16 protein-coding genes are annotated in these 22,193 nt (G+C 63.1%); 8 read left to right on the top strand and 8 right to left on the bottom strand.

Annotation, left to right across the window (positions count from 1 at the left end; all coding sequences use genetic code 11):
* Positions 1-2: 2 nt before the first annotated feature.
* The 6 genes from V6L75_RS01440 to V6L75_RS01415 all read right to left on the bottom strand — a co-directional run bounded on the left by V6L75_RS01440 (position 3) and on the right by V6L75_RS01415 (position 8,104).
* Positions 3-1,127 (bottom strand): PQQ-dependent sugar dehydrogenase, encoded by a 1,125-nt coding sequence (locus V6L75_RS01440; protein ID WP_334249752.1) that lies wholly within the window; start codon positions 1,125-1,127, stop codon positions 3-5.
* 439 nt (positions 1,128-1,566) lie between these two features.
* Positions 1,567-2,952: a M20 family metallopeptidase gene (locus V6L75_RS01435; RefSeq protein WP_334249751.1), complete on the bottom strand. Its 1,386-nt coding sequence runs from the start codon at positions 2,950-2,952 to the stop codon at positions 1,567-1,569.
* An 11-nt stretch (positions 2,953-2,963) separates the two neighbouring features.
* The gene (locus V6L75_RS01430) at positions 2,964-4,634 is read right to left on the bottom strand and encodes an ABC transporter ATP-binding protein (RefSeq protein ID WP_334249750.1); all 1,671 of its coding nucleotides are present in this window, start codon (positions 4,632-4,634) and stop codon (positions 2,964-2,966) included.
* A complete protein-coding gene (locus V6L75_RS01425) occupies positions 4,634-5,539 on the bottom strand; it encodes an ABC transporter permease (RefSeq protein WP_334249749.1) in 906 nt (301 codons plus the stop codon). Before V6L75_RS01425 ends, V6L75_RS01430 begins: the two co-directional genes overlap by 1 nt.
* Before the next feature lies 1 nt (position 5,540).
* Positions 5,541-6,458, bottom strand: coding sequence for an ABC transporter permease (locus V6L75_RS01420; protein WP_334249748.1), 918 nt, complete (start codon positions 6,456-6,458; stop codon positions 5,541-5,543).
* A 131-nt stretch (positions 6,459-6,589) separates the two neighbouring features.
* Positions 6,590-8,104, bottom strand: a complete 1,515-nt coding sequence (locus V6L75_RS01415) for an ABC transporter substrate-binding protein (RefSeq protein ID WP_334249747.1) — start codon at positions 8,102-8,104, stop codon at positions 6,590-6,592.
* A gap of 170 nt (positions 8,105-8,274) precedes the next feature.
* On the opposite strand from V6L75_RS01415, the gene V6L75_RS01410 reads away from it, so the two are divergent.
* On the top strand, positions 8,275-8,955 hold the full coding sequence (locus V6L75_RS01410) for a GntR family transcriptional regulator (protein ID WP_334249746.1): 681 nt from the start codon (positions 8,275-8,277) through the stop codon (positions 8,953-8,955).
* A gap of 19 nt (positions 8,956-8,974) precedes the next feature.
* On the opposite strand, the gene V6L75_RS01405 is transcribed toward V6L75_RS01410, so the two are convergent.
* Positions 8,975-9,673 carry a GntR family transcriptional regulator gene (locus tag V6L75_RS01405; RefSeq protein WP_334249745.1) on the bottom strand — a complete coding sequence of 233 codons (699 nt, stop codon included), beginning with the start codon at positions 9,671-9,673 and terminating at the stop codon, positions 8,975-8,977.
* Positions 9,674-9,869: 196 nt separating this feature from the next.
* On the opposite strand from V6L75_RS01405, the gene V6L75_RS01400 reads away from it, so the two are divergent.
* The 7 genes from V6L75_RS01400 (at position 9,870) to V6L75_RS01370 (ending at position 21,285) form a co-directional block, all read left to right on the top strand.
* A complete protein-coding gene (locus V6L75_RS01400) occupies positions 9,870-10,871 on the top strand; it encodes a sialic acid TRAP transporter substrate-binding protein SiaP (protein WP_334249744.1) in 1,002 nt (333 codons plus the stop codon).
* Positions 10,872-10,889: 18 nt separating this feature from the next.
* Positions 10,890-11,432, top strand: coding sequence for a TRAP transporter small permease (locus V6L75_RS01395; RefSeq protein ID WP_334249743.1), 543 nt, complete (start codon positions 10,890-10,892; stop codon positions 11,430-11,432).
* Positions 11,429-12,724 carry a TRAP transporter large permease gene (locus V6L75_RS01390; protein ID WP_334249742.1) on the top strand — a complete coding sequence of 432 codons (1,296 nt, stop codon included), beginning with the start codon at positions 11,429-11,431 and terminating at the stop codon, positions 12,722-12,724. Before V6L75_RS01395 ends, V6L75_RS01390 begins: the two co-directional genes overlap by 4 nt.
* A gap of 34 nt (positions 12,725-12,758) precedes the next feature.
* Positions 12,759-13,691, top strand: coding sequence for a dihydrodipicolinate synthase family protein (locus V6L75_RS01385; RefSeq protein ID WP_334249741.1), 933 nt, complete (start codon positions 12,759-12,761; stop codon positions 13,689-13,691).
* 178 nt (positions 13,692-13,869) lie between these two features.
* Positions 13,870-16,893: a CHAT domain-containing protein gene (locus V6L75_RS01380; protein ID WP_334249740.1), complete on the top strand. Its 3,024-nt coding sequence runs from the start codon at positions 13,870-13,872 to the stop codon at positions 16,891-16,893.
* A 121-nt stretch (positions 16,894-17,014) separates the two neighbouring features.
* Complete coding sequence (locus tag V6L75_RS01375) at positions 17,015-18,052, top strand: efflux RND transporter periplasmic adaptor subunit (RefSeq protein WP_334249739.1); 1,038 nt, start codon at positions 17,015-17,017, stop codon at positions 18,050-18,052.
* Positions 18,049-21,285 carry an efflux RND transporter permease subunit gene (locus tag V6L75_RS01370; RefSeq protein ID WP_334249738.1) on the top strand — a complete coding sequence of 1,079 codons (3,237 nt, stop codon included), beginning with the start codon at positions 18,049-18,051 and terminating at the stop codon, positions 21,283-21,285. The genes V6L75_RS01375 and V6L75_RS01370 overlap by 4 nt, the downstream gene beginning before the upstream one ends.
* 58 nt (positions 21,286-21,343) lie before the next feature.
* Here V6L75_RS01370 and V6L75_RS01365 read toward each other — a convergent pair whose 3' ends face one another.
* Entirely contained in the window at positions 21,344-21,991 is a 648-nt protein-coding gene (locus V6L75_RS01365; protein ID WP_334249737.1) for a MarC family protein, read from the bottom strand.
* Positions 21,992-22,193: the final 202 nt, after the last annotated feature.

The following is a 22,193-nucleotide window of genomic DNA, read 5'->3' as shown; positions in this document are numbered from 1 at the left end:
GGTTATTTGGCTGGCTCAAGGCGAACCAGCTTGCCGTCTTCTGCATCCGTCAGCAGATAGAGGAAGCCGTCCGGGCCAGTCCGCACGTCGCGGATGCGCCAGCCCTTGTCTTCCAGCAGCCGTTCCTCACCCACGATCTCGCCGTTTTTCATGTCGAGCCGGTTGAGGTGAGTGAGCGCCAAGGCGCCCATGAACAGGTCTCCCTGCCAGCCCTTGAAGGCATCGCCCTGATAGAAGGCCATGCCGGACGGCGCGATGGACGGCACATAGACCTGGATCGGCGGCGTCACGCCCTCCTTCTCCGGCCCTTCGCCCATAGGCAAGCCCGAATAGGCGCGGCCGTGAGTGGTTTCCGGCCAGCCGAAGTTGAGCCCGGCCTTGATGGCATTCACTTCATCGCCGCCGCGCGGCCCGTGTTCGTTCGCCCAGATCTCGCCATCTGGCGTCAGCGTCATGCCCTGCGGATTGCGGTTGCCATAGGTGTAGATTTCCGGCAGCGCGCCAGCGGTGTCGAGGAAGGGATTACCCGGCGCAGGTGCGCCATCCTTCGTGATGCGGATGATCTTGCCCGAGTGCAGCGACAGATCCTGCGCCGTATCGTCTGCGCCATGGTCGCCGATGCTGGCATAGAGATAGCCGTCCGTCCCGAAGACAAGCCGGGAGCCGAAGTGGCGGCCATTCGAGCCCTTCGTCTTCGCGGTGAAGAGAACGGTCACGTCCTCAAGTCCTGTATCCGTCAGCTTTGCCTTGGCGATGCGCGTGGTGCCGCGCCGCTCCACCGGGGTGGAGTAGGAGAAGTAGATGGTGCTGTTCGCCGCAAAGTCCGGATCAAGGATCACATCCAGCAACCCGCCCTGACCGCTGTCATAAATCTCTGGCATTCCTTTGAGCGGCGCGCTCAGGCTGCCATCGGCGCCCACGATCCGCAGGCGGCCCGGCCGTTCGGTGACGAGCATCCGCCCATCGGGCAGGAAGGCTAGGCCCCAGGGATGCTCCAGATCCCCGGCGACTTCCACGATCCTGAAATCTGCGGCTCTTGAGCGGACGGTTTCCTGCGCGAGGGCGGCAGGCGCGGCGCAGCCCATGAGCGCGGCAAGACCAAGGGGGAAGAGGCGTGACAGGGGCATCAAGGATCTCCGCAGCTTGAACAAGACGTTTGAGCACGCGGCAGAGCCGCGCGCAGCGTCATTCGCATATGGGGCGTGTGCTGGGAGAACCAACAAGGGAAGCCGGGCATGGGATGGAGGCTCACGCAAGCGTGAATGGGGGAACTTACAGGAACTGCAAGCCGAACTGCCTCGAGCTGGCATTGCGACGCCAACAGGCACTGGGTCACCCCGGCCAAGCGTAGCGCGAGCCGGGGCCTACTCGTTTGCAGAGAGATGCCGAAATCTGCTGAACTGAAGCCCGGGTGACATCAGGAGCTTGCCGCACCTTCCGCAGTTACAATGACCGCTCTGGGAGCGAGTAGTCCCCGGGTCTTCGCTTCGTTCCGCCCGGGGCGACCGCTGCGGATGGGATGGCATCGGGAATAATGACTTCGCCTCCGCATCCCCTCGCTCCCTCTCACCCCCGGCGCGGCAGGGATTGGCCTTTTTCCGCGATGTCCAGGAACAGACCGGTCATCAGCCGCATGCCTTCTTCCATCACCGGCAGCAGCACGTGCTCGTTGGGGCCGTGCTGGCCGCATTCGGCGTGGGAGTGGGGCACCCAGATGGTGGGCAGACCGAGGATTTCGGTGAAGGCGTCGTTGGGCAGGGATCCGGCAAGGTTCGGCAGAACATGTGGCTTCCTGCCGGCCGTTTCCGCCAGCGACTGCTCCACAAATTTGACCCACGGATGATCCGGCGGGAAACGGGTGGCGCGGAAGCCTTCGCCGCGTGAGGGTTTCACCTCGACCTGCGGGAAACCTTCCTTGTCCAGATGACGGCGCAGGGCAGGGATGATGCTTTCCACATCCGTGCCGACCACAAAGCGCAGCTGGATCGTTGCCTTTGCCTTGCCGGAAATGGCGTTCTGCGGAGCATCGATATTGCCGTTGGCCATGGCCAGCACGGCCACCGAGTTCCAGCCGAAGACGCGCTCCGAAGGTGTCAGGTCTTCCTGTCCCCAATCCGCATCATGGCGGCGGGGCGGCAGATCCTTCAACGCGGCGCGGATATCCGGCGTCAGGCTATCGGGCAGCCATTCCTTGATGCGGATCTGTCCGCGCTTGTCGGTGATCGAGGCAATGGCATGGGCGAGGATGATGGCCGGATCGGCCAGCAGCCCGCCGAAATTGCCCGAGTGGTGGTCCGAGGGGCGCAGATCGACGGTGAGATCGATACCCATGCCGCCGCGCGAGCCCATGAACATGGTCGGCGTATCAGCGGCAAGGCGCGGCCCGTCCGATGCAATGAGAACGTCCGAGGCGAGCAGGTCCTTCTTTGCCTCAAAGAAATCCCTGAGGCCATAGGAACCGGTCTCTTCGGCCATCTCGATGATGACCTTGGCATTGAATCCGAGACGGCCCTTCTCCTTGAGAATCAGTTCGATGGCCTTGAGGTTGATGAGATGCTGCACCTTGTTGTCGGCGGTGCCGCGCCCGTAGAGCTTGTCATCCTCGCGGGTCAGCACGAAGGGAGAGAGGCCTTCGCGCCAGCGGTGCGCCTCGCCATTGCATACATCGCCATGGCCGTAGACCAGCACGGTGGGCAGGGCCGGGTCTTCAATGCGCACACCGGTCAGCAGCGGCGCGCCACCCGGACGGGGATTGGCGTGAATGGCCACGTCGAAACCCATGGACTTGAGCATCGGCTCCATCTCACCAGTGAGATAGGCCATCAGGTCTTCCGGCTTGCCTTCGGACTGGCTGACCGACTTGTGCGCCACAAGCCGTGCGAGATCGGTTTCCAGTCCGCCCTCCGTGACATAGCGGGAGGCGGCGGCGATGAGGTCCTGTCGTGTTGTCATATCTCAAATGCTCATGCTGGGATGGGTTGCGGCGCCGTGATGGCGGGGCCAAGGGCGGCGATGTCCGGCACTTCCCAGCCGCGGCCGGGCATGGCGGAGAGAAGCTGGCGGGTATACTCGTTCTGCGGGTTGCCGAAAACCTCGTCCACCGTGCCATATTCCACCGCGACGCCTTTCTGCATCACGAGGATATGGTCGGAGATTTCGGCCGCCACCCGCAGGTCGTGGGTGATGAAGAGGATCGTCAGGCCGACCTTTTTCTTGATGTCTGCCAATAGCCTCAGCACATCCTTCTGAACCGATACATCAAGTGCCGAGACGGCCTCGTCGGCGATCAGGATCTTCGGATCGACCATCAGGGCGCGGGCGATGGAGATGCGCTGGCGCTGGCCGCCGGAGAATTGCGAGGGGTACCGGTCGAGCGCATCCTGCTCCAGCCGGACGATCCTGAGCAGCTCCTTCGCCTTTTCCATCGCCTGCGCACGCGGCACGCCGAAGTTGGCCGGACCTTCGAGCAGCAGGTCGCCGACCTTCCGGCGCGGGTTCAGTGAGCCGTAAGGATCCTGGAAGACGATCTGGATGTGGCGGCGGAAAGCGCGGCGGCCGGCGGCCGTCGTGATGTCCAGCCGTTCATTGCCGATGAAAACGGAGCCTTCATCCGGCTCTTCCAGTCCCATGAGGCAGCGCACCAGTGTGGTCTTGCCCGATCCGGACTCGCCAACGATGCCGAGGGTTTGCCCCTGCAGCACTTCGAAGTCGATGGGGCGCACGGCCTGGACCGTTCTTGCGGGTTTGAACAGGCTGCGCGGGCTGCGGAAGGTTTTTTCGATGCCTGCGACCTTGAGAGCCACAGGCTTGCCGGTTTCCGGTCCGCCCTTGCCGCTGTGCTTGCGCGGCACGGCGTCGATGAGCATGCGGGTATAGGGATGCTTCGGCCGGTTCAGCACCTCATCTGCCGAGCCTTGCTCGACGACAATGCCCTTCTGCATCACCACCACGCGGTCGGCGAGCTCCGCCACCACATCGAAGTCGTGGGTGACGAACAGGATGCCGGCCTTGTGGGTTTCCTTGAGCTGCTTGAACATGCTCAGTATCTGCGCCTGTGTGGTTACGTCCAGTGCCGTCGTCGGCTCGTCGGCGATCAGCAGGCGCGGTTCCATGGCCAGTGCCATGGCAATGACGATGCGCTGGCGCTGGCCGCCGGACAGCTGGTGCGGATAGGCATGGTAGATCCGCTCCGGGTCGGGCAGGCGCACTTCCGTCAGCAATGCAATCGTGCGGGCCTTCTGCTCGGAGGGGGGCATGGTGGTATGGGCGCGGAAGACTTCCTCGATCTGCTCTCCCACCGTATAGCAGGGGTTCAGAGCGCTCATCGGCTCCTGGAAGATCATGCCCATGCGGTTCCCACGCAGCGCCATGTGCTCGCGCGCAGATAGTTTCAGCAGGTCCTTGCCCTCGAACCAGATCTCGCCCGCCGATGGCTTCAGCGCCTTGGGCAGCAAACCCATCGCGGCAAAGGACGTGATCGACTTGCCCGAGCCAGACTCTCCGACGATGCAGAGGATCTCGTTCTCGCGGATTTCGACGGAGAGGTTTTCCACGGCATGGGGCCGGTCGCCGCCTTCCGGCAGGTCGATGGTCAGGCCCTTGATGGACAGAACGGTGTTGCCGGCAGTTGTCATCAGTTTCTCCCTTCCGGCGCGGTGATGTCGCGGATGCCATCGCCCAGCACGTTGATACCGAGGACGAGCGCGAAGAGGGCGGCGCCCGGGATGGTGATCAGCCAGCTCTCGAACAGGATCATCGACTTACCCTCGGAGATCATCAGGCCCCAGGACGGCAGCGGCGGCTGCACGCCAAGACCGAGGAAGGACAGGGCGGCTTCCAGAATGATGGCGTGGGCCATTTCCAGCGTGATGACGACGATCAGCGCATTCATCACGTTGGGCAGCACGTCCTTCCACAGGATGCGCGGCAGGCTGGCACCCAGCACTTCTGCAGCGGAGATGTAGTCCATCTGACGCACCTGCATGGTGGCGGCGCGCATGACCACGGCAAAGCGGTCCCACAGCAGCAGGCCGAGCACGGTGACGACGACCTGCAGCGAGCCGCCAAAGATGGCGACCACGGCCAGCGCCACCAGTGTGGCCGGCAGGGCGAGGCGCACGGACAGTATGAACATCACCACGGCATCCACGCGCCCGCCGAAATAGCCTGCGAGCACGCCCAGCGTGGTGCCGATGACAGCAGAAATGAACGCGGCCACAAAGCCGATCAGCAGAGAGATCCTCGCGCCATAGATGAGGCGGGAGAGATAGTCACGGCCGAGCTGGTCGGTGCCCAGGATGTGCTCCCAGGTGCCGCCCATGAAGACGGGCGGCTTCAGGCGCATCAGGAGGTCCTGATGATAGGGATCATGCGGGGCAAGGACCGGGGCCAGCAGCGCCACGGCGGCCGTGAAGGCGACGATGACGAAGCCGATGAGAAAGCCCTTGTGGCGGAAGGCCTTGCGCAGGAGCTGGCGTGAGGGCGAAAGCGCAACGCGGGGTGCAGCCGCCGGAGCGGCTGTGTTGGAAGGTGTGCTCATGTCAGGCGCTCCTCAGCCGCGGGTCCAGCCAGGCGTTCAGCACATCGGCCAGGAAGGTGAAGATGATGTAGAGCATTGCAAAGATCAGAATGAGAGCCTGCAGGGTCGGCAGGTCATTGCGGGAGATGGACTCCCAGGCGAGAAAACCGGCGCCGTGCAGGGCGAAGATCGTCTCCACGATCACGGAGCCGCCGAACATGAAACCCAGCTGCACGGCAGCCAGGCTGACGACCGGGATGATGGCGTTGCGGAGCGCATGCTTGAACATGATGATGCGCCAGTTGAGCCCCTTTGCCCGCGCGGTGCGGATGTAGTCCGCCGATAGAACTTCCAGCATGCCTGCACGGGTCAGGCGCATGATGGCGGGCGTGGCATAGTAACCAAGCACGACCATGGGCAGGATATAGCCGGTCCACACGCGCGTGCCGGATGCCGGAACGACCCCGAGATTGACAGCAAAGATGACAATCAGGATCAGCGCGAACCAGAAGCTCGGGATTGCCTGGCCGACGACGGCGATAGCCAGGGCGATGCGGTCGATGATCGTGTTCGGAAAGGCGGCGGCGATGACGCCCATCGGAATGGCAACGATGAGCGCAAAGCTCATGCCCAGGCTGCCGACGATGAAGGTGACGGGCAGCCGGTCAGCAATGAGATCTGCCACCGGCACCTTGAAATAGTAGCTCATGCCGAAATCCCCGGAGAGCGCCCGCATCAGCCATTGCGCATATTGGGTCAGCAAGGGCTTGTCGAAGCCGTACTGGGCACGGATGGCGGCGATGGCTTCCGGCGGGGCTTCATGACCGGCGATGGCGATGGCCGGATCGCCTGCCATGAAAAGCAGCATGAAGCTGAAGAAGGATACTGTCAGCGCCACTAGGGCCGCCAGTCCGAGCTTTGAGAGAATGAACTTGAGCATGTTGCCGCCTGCATGAAAAGGAAGGGAGACGGGCTGGCCGCCTCCGGTCTTGTCTGGGCGCAGCTTCGCCGGTGTGGTGAAGGCACGGACAGCCCGGAGCCGGGCGGGCCCGGCTCCGGCGGATCAGGAGCTTACTTCCAGCTGATCTCGTTGAACCGCACCAGCTCGTCCGGGGTGGGGGTGAAGGACACATCCTGGCCCATCACGTAGTTGGACGAATAGGTCCACAGCGGCACCCAGTAGGCCTTGTCGACGATGTAGGTCAGGGCTTCCTTGTAGGCCGCCTTGCGCGCGGCGTCGTCGACAGAGAAGTCGCCCTTGTCGAGGATGGCCTGCAGGTCCGCGTCACGGGCATCATCCTCGCCCTGCATCTTGAAGAACTGGCTGGCGATGGCCGACACATCGGCGATGGAGTTCGAGCCCCAGGTCTGGAAGGAGATCGCAACCTCGCCCTTGAGACGCTTTTCGCGCAGGGCCGAATACTGCAGGTAGTTGAGGTTTGCCCTGATGCCCACGCCAGCCAGCATGCCGATCATGGCTTCGGCGAGCGGACGGTCGCGGTAGGCGTAGAGCTCCATCTCGAAGCCGTTCGGGTAACCGGCCTCGGCAAGAAGGGTCTTGGCCTTTTCCGGATCATAGGTGTAGGTCGGCAGGTCCTGATCACATCCGAACTGGACGGGCGAACAGGCGCTGTCCACCACCTGCGAGGATCCCTTCAGCAGCGCATCGACAATGCCCTGGCGGTTGATGGCATGATAGATCGCCTGCCGTACCCGCACGTCCTTCATCGGCGTGCCGGGAGAAGAGCGGCCGGCGGCATCCATCGTCAGATAGCCGATGCGCATGGTCGGGGCGTTGACGATCTGAAACTGCTCCAGCGTCGCCATCTTTTCCGCCTGGTCTGCGGGCACACCCCAGACGAGATCGACGGAGCCGCTGAACAGCTCGGCCATCTGCGTGTTGGTGTCCGGAACGGTGCGGATGTCCACGGTGCCGATGGAGGCTTTCGGCTTTGCCGTTTCGACGTATCCGTCAAACCGCTTCAGCACATAGTGCTTGCCCGGATCAAGGCTCTCGACCATGTAGGGGCCGGTGCCGACCGGCTTGGTCGCAACACCGTCCGGACCGACGGCGGCATAATATTCGTTGGGGTGGATGATCACGCCGTTGGCGAGATATTCGAGGGCGGCCGGGAAGGGGCCCTTGGTGTGAATGCGGACCGTGTACGGGTCCACCTTTTCAGCGTGATCGATCCAGCTGGTCTTGGCGGTGGCCTTGATGCCGTTCTTCGGATCGACGGTGTAATTCAGGGTGTAGACGACGTCGTCGGCATCGAATGCCTCGCCGTTGTGGAACTTGACGCCCTCGCGCAGCTTCATCTCCAGGGTCTTGTCGTCAATCCAGTTCCAGCTGGTGGCAAGGACGCCCTTGTATTCGCCGGTTTTCTGGTCGCGGTAGACAAGTTCATCCCAGATTGCAGTGGCCAGAAGAAGACCTTCTCGGGCTGTGTTGAAATAGGGATCGATATGCTCAACTTCCTTGGTGAAGGCAATGTTGAGTGTATCATCTGCTTTTCCGGCAAGTGCTGAGGTGGAAAGCAGGCATGCAGGCAGGATCGCTGCCACGGCAGTCGTCAAAAGCTTCATCAATCTTCCCCTCTTGCCCGTTTCGAGCTTGTTACATTGTCAGCGTACGCGATTTTTAAGTTTTGTACACAAAAAATGACATACTACATGCAATCGGATGCTACGCTGTTCTGACCTTGCGGGAGATCCAGCTTCCCGCCATAGAGGTTTGCGGGAGAAGGAGAACGGCTTTGGGCACTGTCAAACTGCCAACCGCAGAACATATTTTTGAGCAGCTTGAGGGCCTTATTGCCGAGGGGCGTTTCAGTCAGGGCGAGCGGCTCGACGAGGTGTCACTGGCCCGTGAGTTTGGTGTGTCGCGCACGCCGCTGCGCGAGGCCTTGCGGCTGCTGGCTGCCTCCGGTCTCGTTGAGCTTATCCACAACCGCGGGGCCTTCGTCCGCCAACCCGACTTCGTGCGGCTGGTTGAGATGTTCGAGGTGATGGCCGAGCTTGAGGCCTGGTGCGCCCGTCTTGCTGCAGCCCGTATTACGGCCGCGCAGCTGATGCTGCTGCGCCGTGCGGCGGATGGATGCGAGCGGGCCTTCGCCACCGGCGATTTCCGCAAGTACTATGACGAGAACGCCGTCTTTCACGGCCTCATTTATGATGCGTCCGGCAACAGTTTTCTGGCGGAAGAAACGCGCGCCATGCAGCGCCGCCTCAGGCCTTTCCGCCAGGCACAGCTTTCTGCCGCAGACCGGCTGCGCGCCTCCATGCAGGAGCACAGGGATATCCTCAACGCTCTGGAGGCCGGGGACACGGCTGCGGCAGAACGGCTGATGCGCTCCCATATTCAGGTGCAGGCGGCCGTATACGGCGAATTGCGCGGTGAATTTGCCATGCGCACGCTGGAGCAGGCCAGCGCCTGACATTGGTTTAAGAAGAGCGTTAAGGGCCGCCAGTGATCGGCTCGCCCAGCGCGATGCGCATGGAATTGGTGATGTGATGCGCCAGCGCCTGCTGCGCATCTGCGTAGCGGCCTTCTGCCATTGGCTCCAGAAACGCCAGGTGCTCGCGGATGACGCGCACCGCATTCGCCGGCGTCACCTTGATCTGCGATTGCACCGCCATCCGCACCTTGATGGCATTGACCCGGTAGACATTGCTCATAACCGCATTGCCCAGCGCTGCGATCAGCCCTTCATGCATCTCCCAGTCGAGATGCTGGATGGTGTGGGCGGCTGCGTCATGGCCTGACGGATCTGCGTGCAGCAGCTGCGCCTGGCCGTCCTGGTGGCGGGCAATCCAGCTTTTCAGGCGCGCAGGCTCCAGCCTTTCGGCAATCTCCGGCAGGGCGGCCACTTCCAGCAGGCGGCGCATCTGATAGGCATCGCGGACGAAATGAATGTCGAGTCCCGGCACCATCAGGCCGCGTTTGGGAACGGTCACCAGCAGACCCTCCGCCTCGAAGCGCGGGATGGCCTCACGCACGGCGCCCAGCGTTGCGCCGGTCATGTCCATGAGTTCACGCTGGCTGATAAGCTGGCCGGGCCGCAGGCGGCCTGAGTTCAGCAGCTCCTCGATCCCTTCATAGGCGGCCTGACGCAAGGAGACGGGCTTTGCTCCGGCGCCTTCTCCCTCAGACACTGGCTCCTTTTTCCGGGATATCATTTGCGTGTTCATTCCTGCTTGACCCAGATTGCTAACAGCATTCTGACATGTTACGACACTGTCACGCCGTTTTCCAGTGGTGTGAATTTCACGCTGGTCTGGGAAATGGGGCGGCCACCTGGCCTGGAGGAGCAGGACCGGGGCCCGAACAAGACCGAACTGGGAGGATATGATGGATCTGAGCCTGACACGCCGCAAGTTTCTGAGCACCGTCGCCGCCGTTTCTGCGGGCGCAGCCGTGCTGTGCACGATTCCGGCATTCGCTGCTGACAAGGTCACCCTGCGCATGTCGACGCCTGCGACCGAGACCGACAGCCGCACTGTTGCTCTCTCCACGGTCTTCGCACCGGCAATCGCAGAATTTGCCGAGTATCAGCCGCATTATAATGCCTCGCTGTTCAAACAGGGCACCGAGCTGGAAGCCATCGCCCGTGGCAACCTAGAAATGGCCATCACCTCTGCTCAGGAGCTGGCAGCAATCTTCCCGGAATTCTCGATTTTCACGGCCGGCTACCTGCACAAGGACGCCGAGCACCAGAAGAAGGTGTTTGCTGCCGATTTCATGCAGCCGCTGAAGCAGAAGGTTGAGGATGAGCTCGGTGTCAAGCTGCTCTCCGTCATGTATCTCGGCCGCCGCCAGTTGAACCTGCGTACGGACAAGGAAGTGAAGACCCCGGCGGATCTGGCCGGCGTCAAGCTGCGCATGCCGGGCTCTGATGCATGGCAGTTCCTCGGCAAGGCGCTGGGTGCAAGCCCAGTTCCGATGGCCTTCACCGAGGTCTATACCGGTCTGCAGACGGGTGCGATCGACGGTCAGGACAATCCGCTGCCGACCAACCGCGACGTGAAGTTCTATGAAGTCACCAAGCAGATCGTGCTGACCTCGCATCTGGTAGACCTCAACTATATCGCCTTCTCCAAAAAGGTCTGGGACAGCCTGACCCCGGAACAGCAGGCCGCCGTGCAGAAGGCTGCCGACGATGCCGCCGAAAGCGGCCGCCAGAAGCAGCTGGCTCTTGAGTCCGAGCTGGAGCAGTTCTTCAAGGACAAGGGCCTGAAGGTCTACACGCCGGATGTCGAAGCGTTCCGCACCCATGTGCAGAAGCAGTATCTGGAGTCGGATTTCTCCAAGTCCTGGCCGGAAGGCATGGTCGACAAGATCAACGCTCTCTGAGTTCCGGAGATCCAGGTCATGCGTGATATCGCCCGCCGTTTGCAGGCCGGGGCGGACCATGTGGCGGCGGGGCTTCTCGCTGCCATGTTCGCCACTTTCATCTTTCAGGTGCTCGCCCGCTATGTCTTTCTCCGGTTCTATCCGGGGCTCGAGATTGGCTGGACGGTGGAATTCAGCATGACCCTATGGCTTTGGGTGGTGCTCTGGGGGGCGGCTTTCTGCCTCCCGGAAACTTCCCATGTCCGTTTTGACCTGTTCTATCAGGCGGCAGGCCGCCGCACGCGCCGCATGATGGCCCTTGTGGCCGCGCTGGTGATCATTGCCGGTTTCGCTGCGGCTTTGCCTGCAACCTGGGACTACATCACCTTCTACAAGATCAAGAAGAGCGCCATCCTGAAATGGCGCCTTGACTACGTCTTCGGCATTTACGCGCTGTTCGCCGCTGCCATCATCGGCCGCTATATCTGGCGGGCCGCCAGGATCGTGCGCGGGCAGGCCCCCGGCGAAGACGATACGGACAACTCGGCCGAAATCCTGGCCAATGGGGGAGGGCGGCTGTGACCCTTGCATTCATCGTCTGCCTGGGCGTGCTGCTTGCACTGGCTGCCCTCGGGGCTCCCATTGCCCTGTCCATGATCGTTTCCTCGATCGTCTATGTGGCGATGCGCGGACAGGATCTGGCTTTGCCTGCCGAGCAGCTCATTCAGGGCATCTATGACAGCTACGTCATTCTCGCCGTGCCGCTGTTCATCGTTGCAGCCAATATAATGAATGCGGGAACCGTGTCCGAGCGGCTTCTGGGCTTTGTCGTAGCCATTGTCGGCCGCTTCCGGGGCGGGCTGGGCCATGTGAATGTGGTGGCAAGCCTCATCTTTGCCGGCATGTCCGGCTCGGCGGTGGCCGATGCGGCCGGTATCGGCAAGCTGATCATCAACATGATGCGCGAGGGCGGCCGCTATACGGCTGGCTATGCCGCTGCCATTACCGCAGCCTCCTCGACCATCGGTCCGATCATTCCCCCGTCGATCCCGATGGTGCTCTATGCACTCGTGTCGGACCAGTCGATCGGCTACCTGTTCCTGGGCGGCGTCGTGCCGGGCCTGATCATGGGCCTTGTGCTCATGGTGATGAATGCGCGCATCGCCCGCATCCGGAACTTCAAGCTGGAAGAGCCGGTTCCGGCCCGCGATATTCCGCGCCTGACGCTCAACGCCTTCCCGGCGCTGATGATGCCGGTCATTCTGCTGGTGGGCATCTATGGCGGCATGACCACGCCGACGGAAGCTGCGGCGCTGGCAGCGCTTTATGCTCTGTTCCTGTCGGTTGTCTTCTACCGTGCGCTGTCGTTCCGCGCCTTCTGGGACATCATGCGCGTCAGCGCCAGCCAGTCAGCTTCTGTTGGTGTGGTCATCGGCGGCGCGCTGATCTTCAACTACATCGTCGCCTCGGAGAATATCCCGGCGCATATGCAGGCCTTCGCCGGATCGCTCGACATTTCGCCGCTGATGTTCCTGCTGATGATCAACGTCCTGCTGCTGCTGCTCGGCTGTCTGTTGGATGCCTCGACGCTGATCCTCGTCATCATTCCGCTGTTTTTGCCCGCATGCCGGGAGCTGGGCATCGATCTGGTGCATTTTGGTGTCGTCGCCATCGTCAACTGCATGATCGGTCTCATCACGCCGCCCTATGGCATCGTGCTCTTCGTCATCAACGCCGTCACGGGCATCGCTCTCAGGGACATGATCCGCGAGATCTGGCCTTTCCTCGGGGCGCTTCTGGCGGCGCTGCTGGCGCTCATTCTCTTCCCTGATCTGGTCCTCTGGCTGCCCCGCATGTTCGGCTACGCCGGCTGACCTCACCTGTTCTTAATGCTGAAAGGAACCTGACGTGTTCGCTCCTATTGGCGGAATTGTGCCTGTCGTCCTGACCCCGTTTACCCCGGACAACCGGATCGACTGGGAGGGCTACGAGGCCCTGATCGAGTGGTATCTGGCCCATGGCAGCGAGGCGCTCTTTGCCGTCTGCCAGTCTTCCGAAATGCAGTTCCTGAGCCTTCAGGAGCGGGTGGATCTTGCCCGCTTCACAATGGACAAGGTGAAGGGCCGCGTGCCGGTCGTGGCCTCGGGCCATATCTCGGACAGCGCCGAAGACCAGAAGGCGGAAATGACCGCCATTGCCGCCACGGGCGTTGACGGGCTGGTGCTCGTGACCAACCGTCTGGCGCAGAAGGATGAGGGCACGGATGTGTTCCGCGCCCGTCTTGAGGATCTGCTGGCCGCCCTGCCGAAGGACGTGCCGCTCGGCCTCTATGAATGCCCCGCGCCGTACCGCCGCCTGCTGACGGATGACGAGATCAAGTTCTGCGCAGACACAGGCCGCTTCCTGATGCTGAAGGATGTCTCGTGCAATCTGGACGTGGTCAAGCGCCGCGTGGCGCTGACCAAGGGTTCGCCGCTTGCCATCAGCAACGCCAATGCGGCCATTGCCTATCCGGCGATGCAGGCCGGCTCCAAGGGCTTCTGCGGTGTCATGAACAACGTGCATCCGGATCTTTACCGCTGGCTGGAGGATCACGGCACGTCCCATCCGGAGCTGGCTGAAGAGCTGGCGGTGTTCCTTGCCCTTGCCGCGATGTGCGAGCCCATGGGCTATCCGAAGCTTGCCAAGGTCTACCATCAGCGCCTCGGCACCTTCCGGCATGACCACTGCCGCACCATCACCTATGACATCTTTGACAAGTTCTGGGCGCTGGATGTGATCCTCGACCGGATTGAGCAGGGCACGGCGCAGTTCCGTCAGAAGATCGCCGCGCTTGGGTGAGGCGCGGTTGTAAAGATCCGGTGGAACTATCTCCGGGCTTGCGAATTTTGACGGGGGCGCTAGTCCTCGTCAAAAGCTTCGGTCAAACCGTCGCGGGCGAGTCCGGGAGAAGTCACGCATGCCGCAGTCCTCATCCGCCTTAAACAATCGGTCCTCCGGCGGGAAAGCGGCAAGGCAGTTGATCAGAAGCCTGAGGAACGGCAGCGCGGCTCTGGCGCTTGCTGTAAGCCTTGGCTGTTTCGCTGCGGCCCACCCGGCCCTCGCGCAGGCGCAGGACGATCTTTCGCTGCCCGGGGATATGAGCCGCTATATTGGTCCGGCTGCGAAAGAGCGGGATGACCTGCGAAAGGCCCTGACTGAGGAACTTGCCGAAAAGGACCCCGAACGCGCTGCCGCGCTCGTTACCGAACTTGCAGACAAGACGGCAGCCGCAGGAGGTTGGCCGGAGGCATACAAGGCTATTGCTGTTGTGGCGGCGCCCTTGTTGGAGCGGCTGGAGGGGCCGCGTCTCGATTCATTCCTGTTCGATTTTTCCGTGGCCGCAGGCAATGCCGGCAAGAAGGATCAGCAGGATGCGCTTCTGCGGCAGATGGTCCGGACGGCGGAGGCCGAAGAGGGCCAGGCATCGAACCGCTACCGCCGGGCCATCGTCAACAAGGCCTATTCCCTGCTTTCCGCCGACCGGGACGATGAGGCCTTCGCAGCAATAATGGCGGCGCTGGACACGCTGGAGGCATCCGGCGATGAGAGCCATTTCTTCAACACGGTTCCGGAGGCCGGAGACGCCTTCCGCAGCCATGCAGACGCCGAACAGGGTGCGGAGATTTATGAGCGCGGCATGACCTCGCCGCTGTTCCGCACGACGACCAGCCCAGGCCGGGCCTTCATGATGTTCAACTATGCGGTTTTCCTGCGGGACATCGGCAAGTATGACGAGGCGCTGCGGCTGCATCTGCCTGCGATGAACGAGCTCTTCAGCATTTTCGGGCCGGAGAGCAAGGAGGGCTACAATGCCTATGACGGCCTTGCCCAGACCATGCATGCCGCCGGACAGCTGGCGGGGGCAGAGGCGGCCTACAGCTATATGGTGCCGCAGATGTGGCGCCTGTTCGGGGGGGACGATCCGGATTACTGGCGTGTCAGGAACAATCATGCAGCCGTGCTGCGCTCGCTGAAACTGCCGTCCGATGCGCTGATCATCGACTTTGACGTCTATCTGAAGCGCCATGACAAGTTCGGCAATGCGGCGCCCGTGACGCTGGCATCGGCCTTGAACATGGCCCATGACCAGCTGGATCTGGAACGCTGGGAGGATGCGGAGCGGACGCTGAAGCCGCTTGAGGCCATCGCCACAGATATGGACTACGCGCCGCGCTATATCCAGATGATCGCTGCCTGGCGCGATTACGTGGCCTACCGCAGCGGTGTGAAGGCGATTGAGGATGCGGCGCTGCGCGATACTGCCGGGCTTGAAGGGCGTACTGCCGGAACCGAGCAGCGGCTGGCCTATCTTGATCTCTATGCCTCGGAGGCAGAGCGGCGGGGGTATGACGATCTGGCGCTGACCTACCGCGAGAGCGCCCGGGATGTGGCCTATGAGCGGTTCACGGACGCTCATCCCTTGAGTTTCGACGCGGAGCTTGCGCGCCTGCGGCTGCTGAGCCGGTTGAAGCCGGAAGAGGCCGCAGAGGGCTTCCGGCAGCTGGATGCGGCGATGTCCGGCTGGACGCGGGCGAATGTCACGGCGGCCGGAAGCCTGAGCGCCGCGCGCTCGGCGCGCATTCTGGCCGACGACATGCTGGCGGCCTTCGCGGATTTTGCGCGGGATAACGCGGATGCCGCCCGCCACTTCGCCGCCGCGCTGGACAGCTGGAAGACCCTGACGCGCCAGACCGAGCTTGATCTGCGCCGGGAAGCCGAGACCACGGATGACCAGGCTTACCGGGAACTGATCCTCAGCTATTTCCGCAAGTTCGGCCGCTTCCGCGAGCTGGTGACGGGCACGCTCTATACGGATGAGCTCGATCCTCAGCGGCAGGAAATGGAGGAGGCCCGCAACGCACTCAACGAGGCCCGTGCGGCGCGTGGCATGCCCGAGGTGACGCCCTGGTTCCTTGGACCTGTGACGGTTCCCGAAGCGGTTGCGGAACCGGAGGCGGGGGATGTGATCGTGGATCTTGCGGTCACCCGCAGATGGCCGGTGGAACGCCGGGGCTATCCGGATACTTACGAGATCCGTGCTGTGATCTCACGCCCCGGCCAGCCGCCGCAGGTGGACCAGATCGGCACCATCCGCATGAAGGATGGCGAGGCGCCGGCAGGCTTCGTCATGAAGGCGATCGAGACGCGCCTTGCCAAGGTTCTGGCTTCGGCCGCCGAAGGTGCTGGGGCGCTGTATATCATCCCGGACGACTCGCTCTATCAGTGGGCGCTTGCCGAATTGAGGACCGGGGATGGCAAGCGTCTGGGCGAGCTGGTGGACGTGCATCTCATCACCAGCCGCGCGGCCTATGCCTACCGGGACAGCCACAGCAGGCCGGAACCGGGGGCGGGGATTCTGTTGGCTGGCGGGCTGGACTATGGGCCGGATGCCAGCGTGCTGCCCTTGCCCGGAACTGCCAGCGAAGTGAACGAGATTGCGGAGCTTGCCGGTGCGGCCGGCTTCAAGCCCAGCCTTCTCACCGGCAAGATGGCGACTGAGGCCGGAGTCCGGGCGGGGGCGGAAAGCTCTTCCATCATCCATCTTGCCACCCACGGTTTCTACCGGGAAGTCGATGGCGGCGCCGAGCGGCTGACCAATACGGGTTTCGTGCTCGCAGATCTCAAGGACAGCTGGGAGGGCGATAATCCGTCCGACAATATTGTCCATGCCCGCGAGGTGCTGGACTGGGACCTGAGCGGTGCCGGGCTTGTCGTCATCGCTGCCTGTGAAACCGCGCTGGGAGACCCTGGGGTCACGGCCACGGTGCGCGGTCTGCCGATGGCGCTGTCCATCGCCGGTGCCCGCCGGTCGCTGCTGACCATTGATAACGTGCCGGACCAGGCGACCTCCCGTTTCATGATCCGCTTTCATGAACACCTGCTGGGCGACGGCATGACCTATTCCAAGGCCTTCATCGAAACCAAACGCGATGCCTGGGCCGGGCGGATCGAGGGCGTCGATCCGGAACTGACCTATGCCTTCGTGCTGTTCGAACACTGAGGCCGGGCCAAATATGCCGCCAATCTGCGTTTAGGCGGGCACGGGCATACCGGGAATTACACATTGGCAGGACTGAGGCTTAGCCTTATATTTTCAAAATAATGAAAATATGGGAATCCCGATGCCCGTACCGACTTGCGCCTTTCCGCCCGCGCGTTCGCGCCGCCTTTGTGATCCTCAACACCTGATCTGCACGGCCGCTGTCGTTGCTGCCTTGCTTCTGCCCGCCGGGGCCGGCGCGGCTGATCTTGCGGTCCAGCCGCTGGAGGTGACCGACTGGAAGGCGGTTTATGCGACTGTAGAGCCATCTGTCCGGGTGCCGGTGCGGGCCCGCACGCAAGGCACGGTGACGGAGCTGGCTGTGAAAGAGGGCGACGCTCTGCAGGCGGGGCAAAGGATTGGCCGCATCGTCGATGAGAAGCTGGCATTGCGCCGTCAGGCGCTCAGCGCCCAGATTGCGGCGGCGCAGTCCGAAGCGGCCAATCTGGAGACGGAGGCGGGCCGGGCGCGGCAGCTGCTGGCGCGCGGCACCATCTCGCAGGCCCGTGTCGATCAGCTGGAAACCCAGCTGGAGGTGGCGCGCAACAGTCTGAGGGCCGCCGAAGCCGAGCGTGACGTGCTGGATCAGCAAGAGCGGGAGGGCGAGATACTGGCTGCGGCCAGCGGCCGCGTTCTGTCCGTACCCGTTGCGCTTGGGGCGCTGGTGATGCCGGGCGAAACCATCGCCGAAATCGCGCGTGAAGGCTTTATCCTGCGGCTGGAGCTGCCCGAGCGCCATGCGGGTCTGATGAAGGCCGGAGACACCCTGCACCTGCCGCAAGAGGAGGGCGCTGCCCGGCGCAGCGGCGAGATCACGCTGGTCTATCCGGAGCTGCGCGGCGGGCGGGTGATTGCCGATGCCTCTGCGCCGGACATGGGTGACTTTTTCGTCGGCGAACGGATACCGGTCGAGATCGCCACGGGCACCCGGCGTGTTCTGGCCGTGCCTGAGGCGGCGCTGACGACCCGTTACGGGCTCGATTATGTGCAGTTGCGCCGCAAGGACGGCAGCGCTGCGGCCATCACCGTTCAGCGCGGACAGGTGTTCGAAACGCAGGATGGCCCGCAGGTGGAAGTCCTGAGCGGTCTTGCCGCCGGTGATGTGGTGGTTCTGCCATGACGAAGACACCCAACGGCATGCCGCCGCAGACGGGCCTGGGCCTGTCGGGCCACCTGACTGCCGCTTTCATCGCATCGCCGCTGACGCCGCTGCTGCTCTTTGCCTCGCTGATTGTCGGGCTCATCTCGCTGGCCACCCTGCCGCGCGAGGAAGAGCCGCAGATTTCCGTGCCAATGGTGGACATTCTGGTCAGCGCCGATGGCCTCAAGGCCCCCGATGCGGTCAAGCTCGTCACCGAGCCGCTGGAAACCATCGTCAAGGCCATCAATGGCGTGGAGCATGTCTACAGCCAGACCCAGGACGACCGGGTCATGGTGACAGTCCGTTTTCTGGTCGGGACGCCCTCCGACAGTGCCATCCTGCGGGTGCATGAGAAAATCCGCGCCAACATGGATCGCATTCCTTCCGGCATTCCCGAGCCGCTCGTCGTCGGGCGCGGGGTGGATGATGTGGCCATCGTGGTGGCAACGCTCGCCCCGGATGCGGCCTCGGCAGAGAACTGGAGCCCGTCGGCGCTCTACGGACTCGCGCAGGAAGTGCGCACGTCACTGGCGCGGCTGGATGATGTGGGATTGACCTATCTGGTGGGCACTGGCCCGGACGAGATCCGCGTGGAGCCGGACCCGGAACGGCTGTCGCGGCTCAATGTGACGCTCGACCAGCTTTTGGGCAAGATCACCAGCGCCAACCGCTCGTTCCTCGCCGGAACCGTGCGGCAGGAGGGTGAGGCGCTGCAGGCTGTCGCGGGGCAGACGCTCGGTACCATTCCTGCCATCGGCAACCTCTTGATCACCAGCCGTGATGGCCGCCCGGTCTATGTCAAGGACGTGGCCACCATCACGGTCGGCGCAGGAACGGAAGACCGTCAGGTCTGGCATTATGGCCGTGACACGTCTTCCGGCGGCCTGACGCCGGTGCCGGCCGTCTCCATTGCGGTTGCCAAGCGGGCAGGGGCCAATGCGGTGCTGATCGCCGAAGAGGTCCGCGATCATCTGGAGAGCCTTCAGGGCTCGCTGATCCCGGAAGGCGTTTCCGTCCACATCACCCGCGATTATGGCGAGACGGCCAATGAAAAGGCCAATGAGCTGCTGTTCCATCTGGCGCTGGCGACGGTGTCCATCGTCATTCTGGTGGTGGTGGCAATCGGCTGGCAAGCCGGGCTAGTGGTGGCCATCGTCATTCCCGTGACGATCCTGCTGACGCTCTTTGCCGCCCAGATGATGGGCTACACCATCAACCGGGTGAGCCTGTTTGCGCTGATCTTTGCCATCGGCATTCTGGTGGATGATGCCATCGTGGTGATCGAAAACATTGCCCGCCACTGGGCCATGAATGATGGCCGCAGCCGGGCCAGCGCAGCGATTGCCGCCGTGGCGGAGGTTGGCAATCCGACGATCATCGCCACGCTGACGGTGGTGGCCGCGCTGCTGCCGATGATGTTCGTCTCCGGCATGATGGGCCCCTACATGAGCCCGATCCCGGCCGTGGCCTCGGCGGCGATGCTGTTCTCCTTCTTCGTTGCTGTCGTACTGACGCCTTGGGCGATGCTGAAGATCGCCGGGCGCAAGGCGGGCGAAGGCCACCACGAGGCAGCAGACGGGGGCAAGCTGGGGCGGCTGTTCCGTGCTGCCGCGCGGCCATTGCTGAAGACACGGAGCCGGGCGCTTGCCTTTCTGCTGCTGGTCGGCTTTGCAACGCTTGCCAGCATGGTGCTGATCTACACCCGGCATGTGACGGTGAAGCTGCTGCCCTTCGACAACAAGTCCGAGGTGCAGGTGGTGCTGGACATGCCGGAGGGCACGGCGCTGGAAATGACCGCCCGCCAGCTGGGCGAGGCTGTGCGCCTGCTGGAAGGCGTGCCGGAGATCCTGTCCGTTCAGGCCCATGCGGGCACGGCAGCTCCCTTCAACTTCAACGGTCTCGTGCGGCATTACTTCCTGCGCAGCGGGCCGGAACTGGGCGATCTGCAGGTCAACCTCCTGCCGAAGGGTGAGAGGTCCCGCGAGAGCCACGCCATTGCGCTGGAAATCCGTGAGCGGCTGGCGGAGCTTGATTTGCCAAGCGGCTCCTCGGTGAAGGTGGTGGAAGTGCCGCCCGGACCGCCGGTTATGGCGACGCTGCAGGCGGAAATCTATGGGCCGGACCCCGACATACGCCGGGCTGTGGCGCAAAGGGTGGCGGATATCTTCAGGGCAGTTCCCTATATCGTTGATATCGATCTCAGCCAGGGGCTTCCTGCCGGGCGCATCCGCATTGAGATCGACAGCGAGAATCTGGAGTTCCACGGCGTCTCGGAGGCAGACGTCTACCAGTCCATCAGCACGCTTCTCGGCGTCACGCCTGCGGGCTATTCGCACCGGGGCGCGGGGCGGGCGCCGCTCGCCATCGTTCTGGCGCTGCCGAAGGCAGACCGGAGCCTCGGACAGCGGCTTCTCTCGACGCCTGTGGCCGCCAATGCCATGCCGGGCAGCCGTGGCGTTGTCGAACTGGGCGATGTGGTGCGCCTGACCCGTGAACCGGCGTCCCACCTCATCTACCGCCACAATGGCCGCCCGGCCGAACTGGTGACGGCCGAACTCGCCGGGGATTTTGAGGCACCCATCTACGGCATGCTGGCGGTGGCGGAAGGCATCGATGCCGCAAGCTGGAATGACCTGCCAAGGCCACGCATCAGCTATCACGGCCAGCCCGTCAGTGATGACGAAACCGTGCTTCTGTGGGACGGGGAGTGGGAGGTGACCTTCATCACCTTCCGCGACATGGGCGCGGCCTTTGCCGTGGCGCTGCTCGGCATCTACGTGCTGGTGGTGGGGCAGTTCCGCTCCTTCACCGTGCCGCTGGTGATCCTGACGCCGGTGCCGCTGACGCTCATCGGCATTCTGCTCGGGCACTGGATCTTCGGGGCGCCGTTTTCCGCCACCTCGATGATTGGATTCATCGCGCTGGCTGGCATCATCGTGCGCAACTCGATCCTGCTGGTGGATTTCATCCGCCATGCCCGCAGGCCGGAACGCTCCCTGCGCGATGTGCTGCTGGAGGCAGGCTCCATCCGCTTCAAGCCGATCCTGCTGACGGCTGTGGCGGCGATGATCGGCGCGGCAGTGATCCTCACCGATCCGATCTTCCAGGGGCTGGCGATTTCGCTGCTCTTCGGCCTTGCGTCCTCGACGCTGCTCACCGTGCTGGTGATCCCGGCGATCTACGTGGTGCTGCGGGAGGATGGCCGGACATGACGGAAACGGCCTGAGACAGATCTGCATCAGGCCGGACCCCTTCAGGAAACCGCCGTCCTCATGGCGCCATTGCGCCTCTGGTGAAGGCGATGATGCCGTCGGCGACGAACTGGATGGAGAGCGCGGCCAGAAGCACGCCCAGCAGCCGGGTGACGACCATCTGCACCGTATCGCCCATCAGCCGCTCGATCTTGTCGGCCAGCAGGAATGCGCCCATGCAGCAGGCAAGGATGCTGAGGATGACGCCGGCCACCCCGGCATAGGTTGCCGTATCAGGCGCCTGGCTCGACAGCAGGATGACGGCGGAAATGGCCGCAGGACCAGCTATGAGCGGGATGGAGAGCGGGAAGACCGCGAGTGCCTGCAAATCCTGCCGGCTGTGCACCACGGCTTTCTCTGCCGTCTCCGACTTGCGCTTGTTGCGGTGGTCGAACACCATTTCAAAGGCGATGGCAAACAGCAGCAGGCCGCCCGCAACGCGGAAGGCCGGGACGGAGATGCCCAGAAGGTTCAGCACCGTCTGGCCGCTGAAGAAGAAGACAAAGAGGATGGCTCCCGCCGTCAGCGTCGCCCGGACCGCCACGCGGCGCCTGTCAGCCGCTGAGACGCCAGCGGTGAGCGCCAGGAACATGGGCGCCAGACCCACCGGATCGATGGTGACGAAGAGCGTCGCAAAGGCGTTCAGGATGAACTCGATCAAGACCATTCCCCCCAAGGATTCCGGTGACCTTATGCTTCTTTATAGCAGCGTGGCGGGGCGTTTTGCCCGCATGCTGCCGCATTCTTTTCCGGGGGCTGTGAATTGTTCCTGTAAGTCATTGATGAGCATAGAGAATATCTGGCGCCGCCGGGGCGGGGCGATTTGGAGGGCAGGGCGGAATCGGCTATAAACGGCACAGCATAAAGAG

This window comes from Pannonibacter anstelovis (genome assembly GCF_036881715.1).
Lineage (GTDB): Bacteria > Pseudomonadota > Alphaproteobacteria > Rhizobiales > Stappiaceae > Pannonibacter > Pannonibacter anstelovis.
The sequence above is the reverse complement of the archived record's forward strand: the minus strand, read 5'-3'. Positions and strand labels throughout refer to the sequence as shown.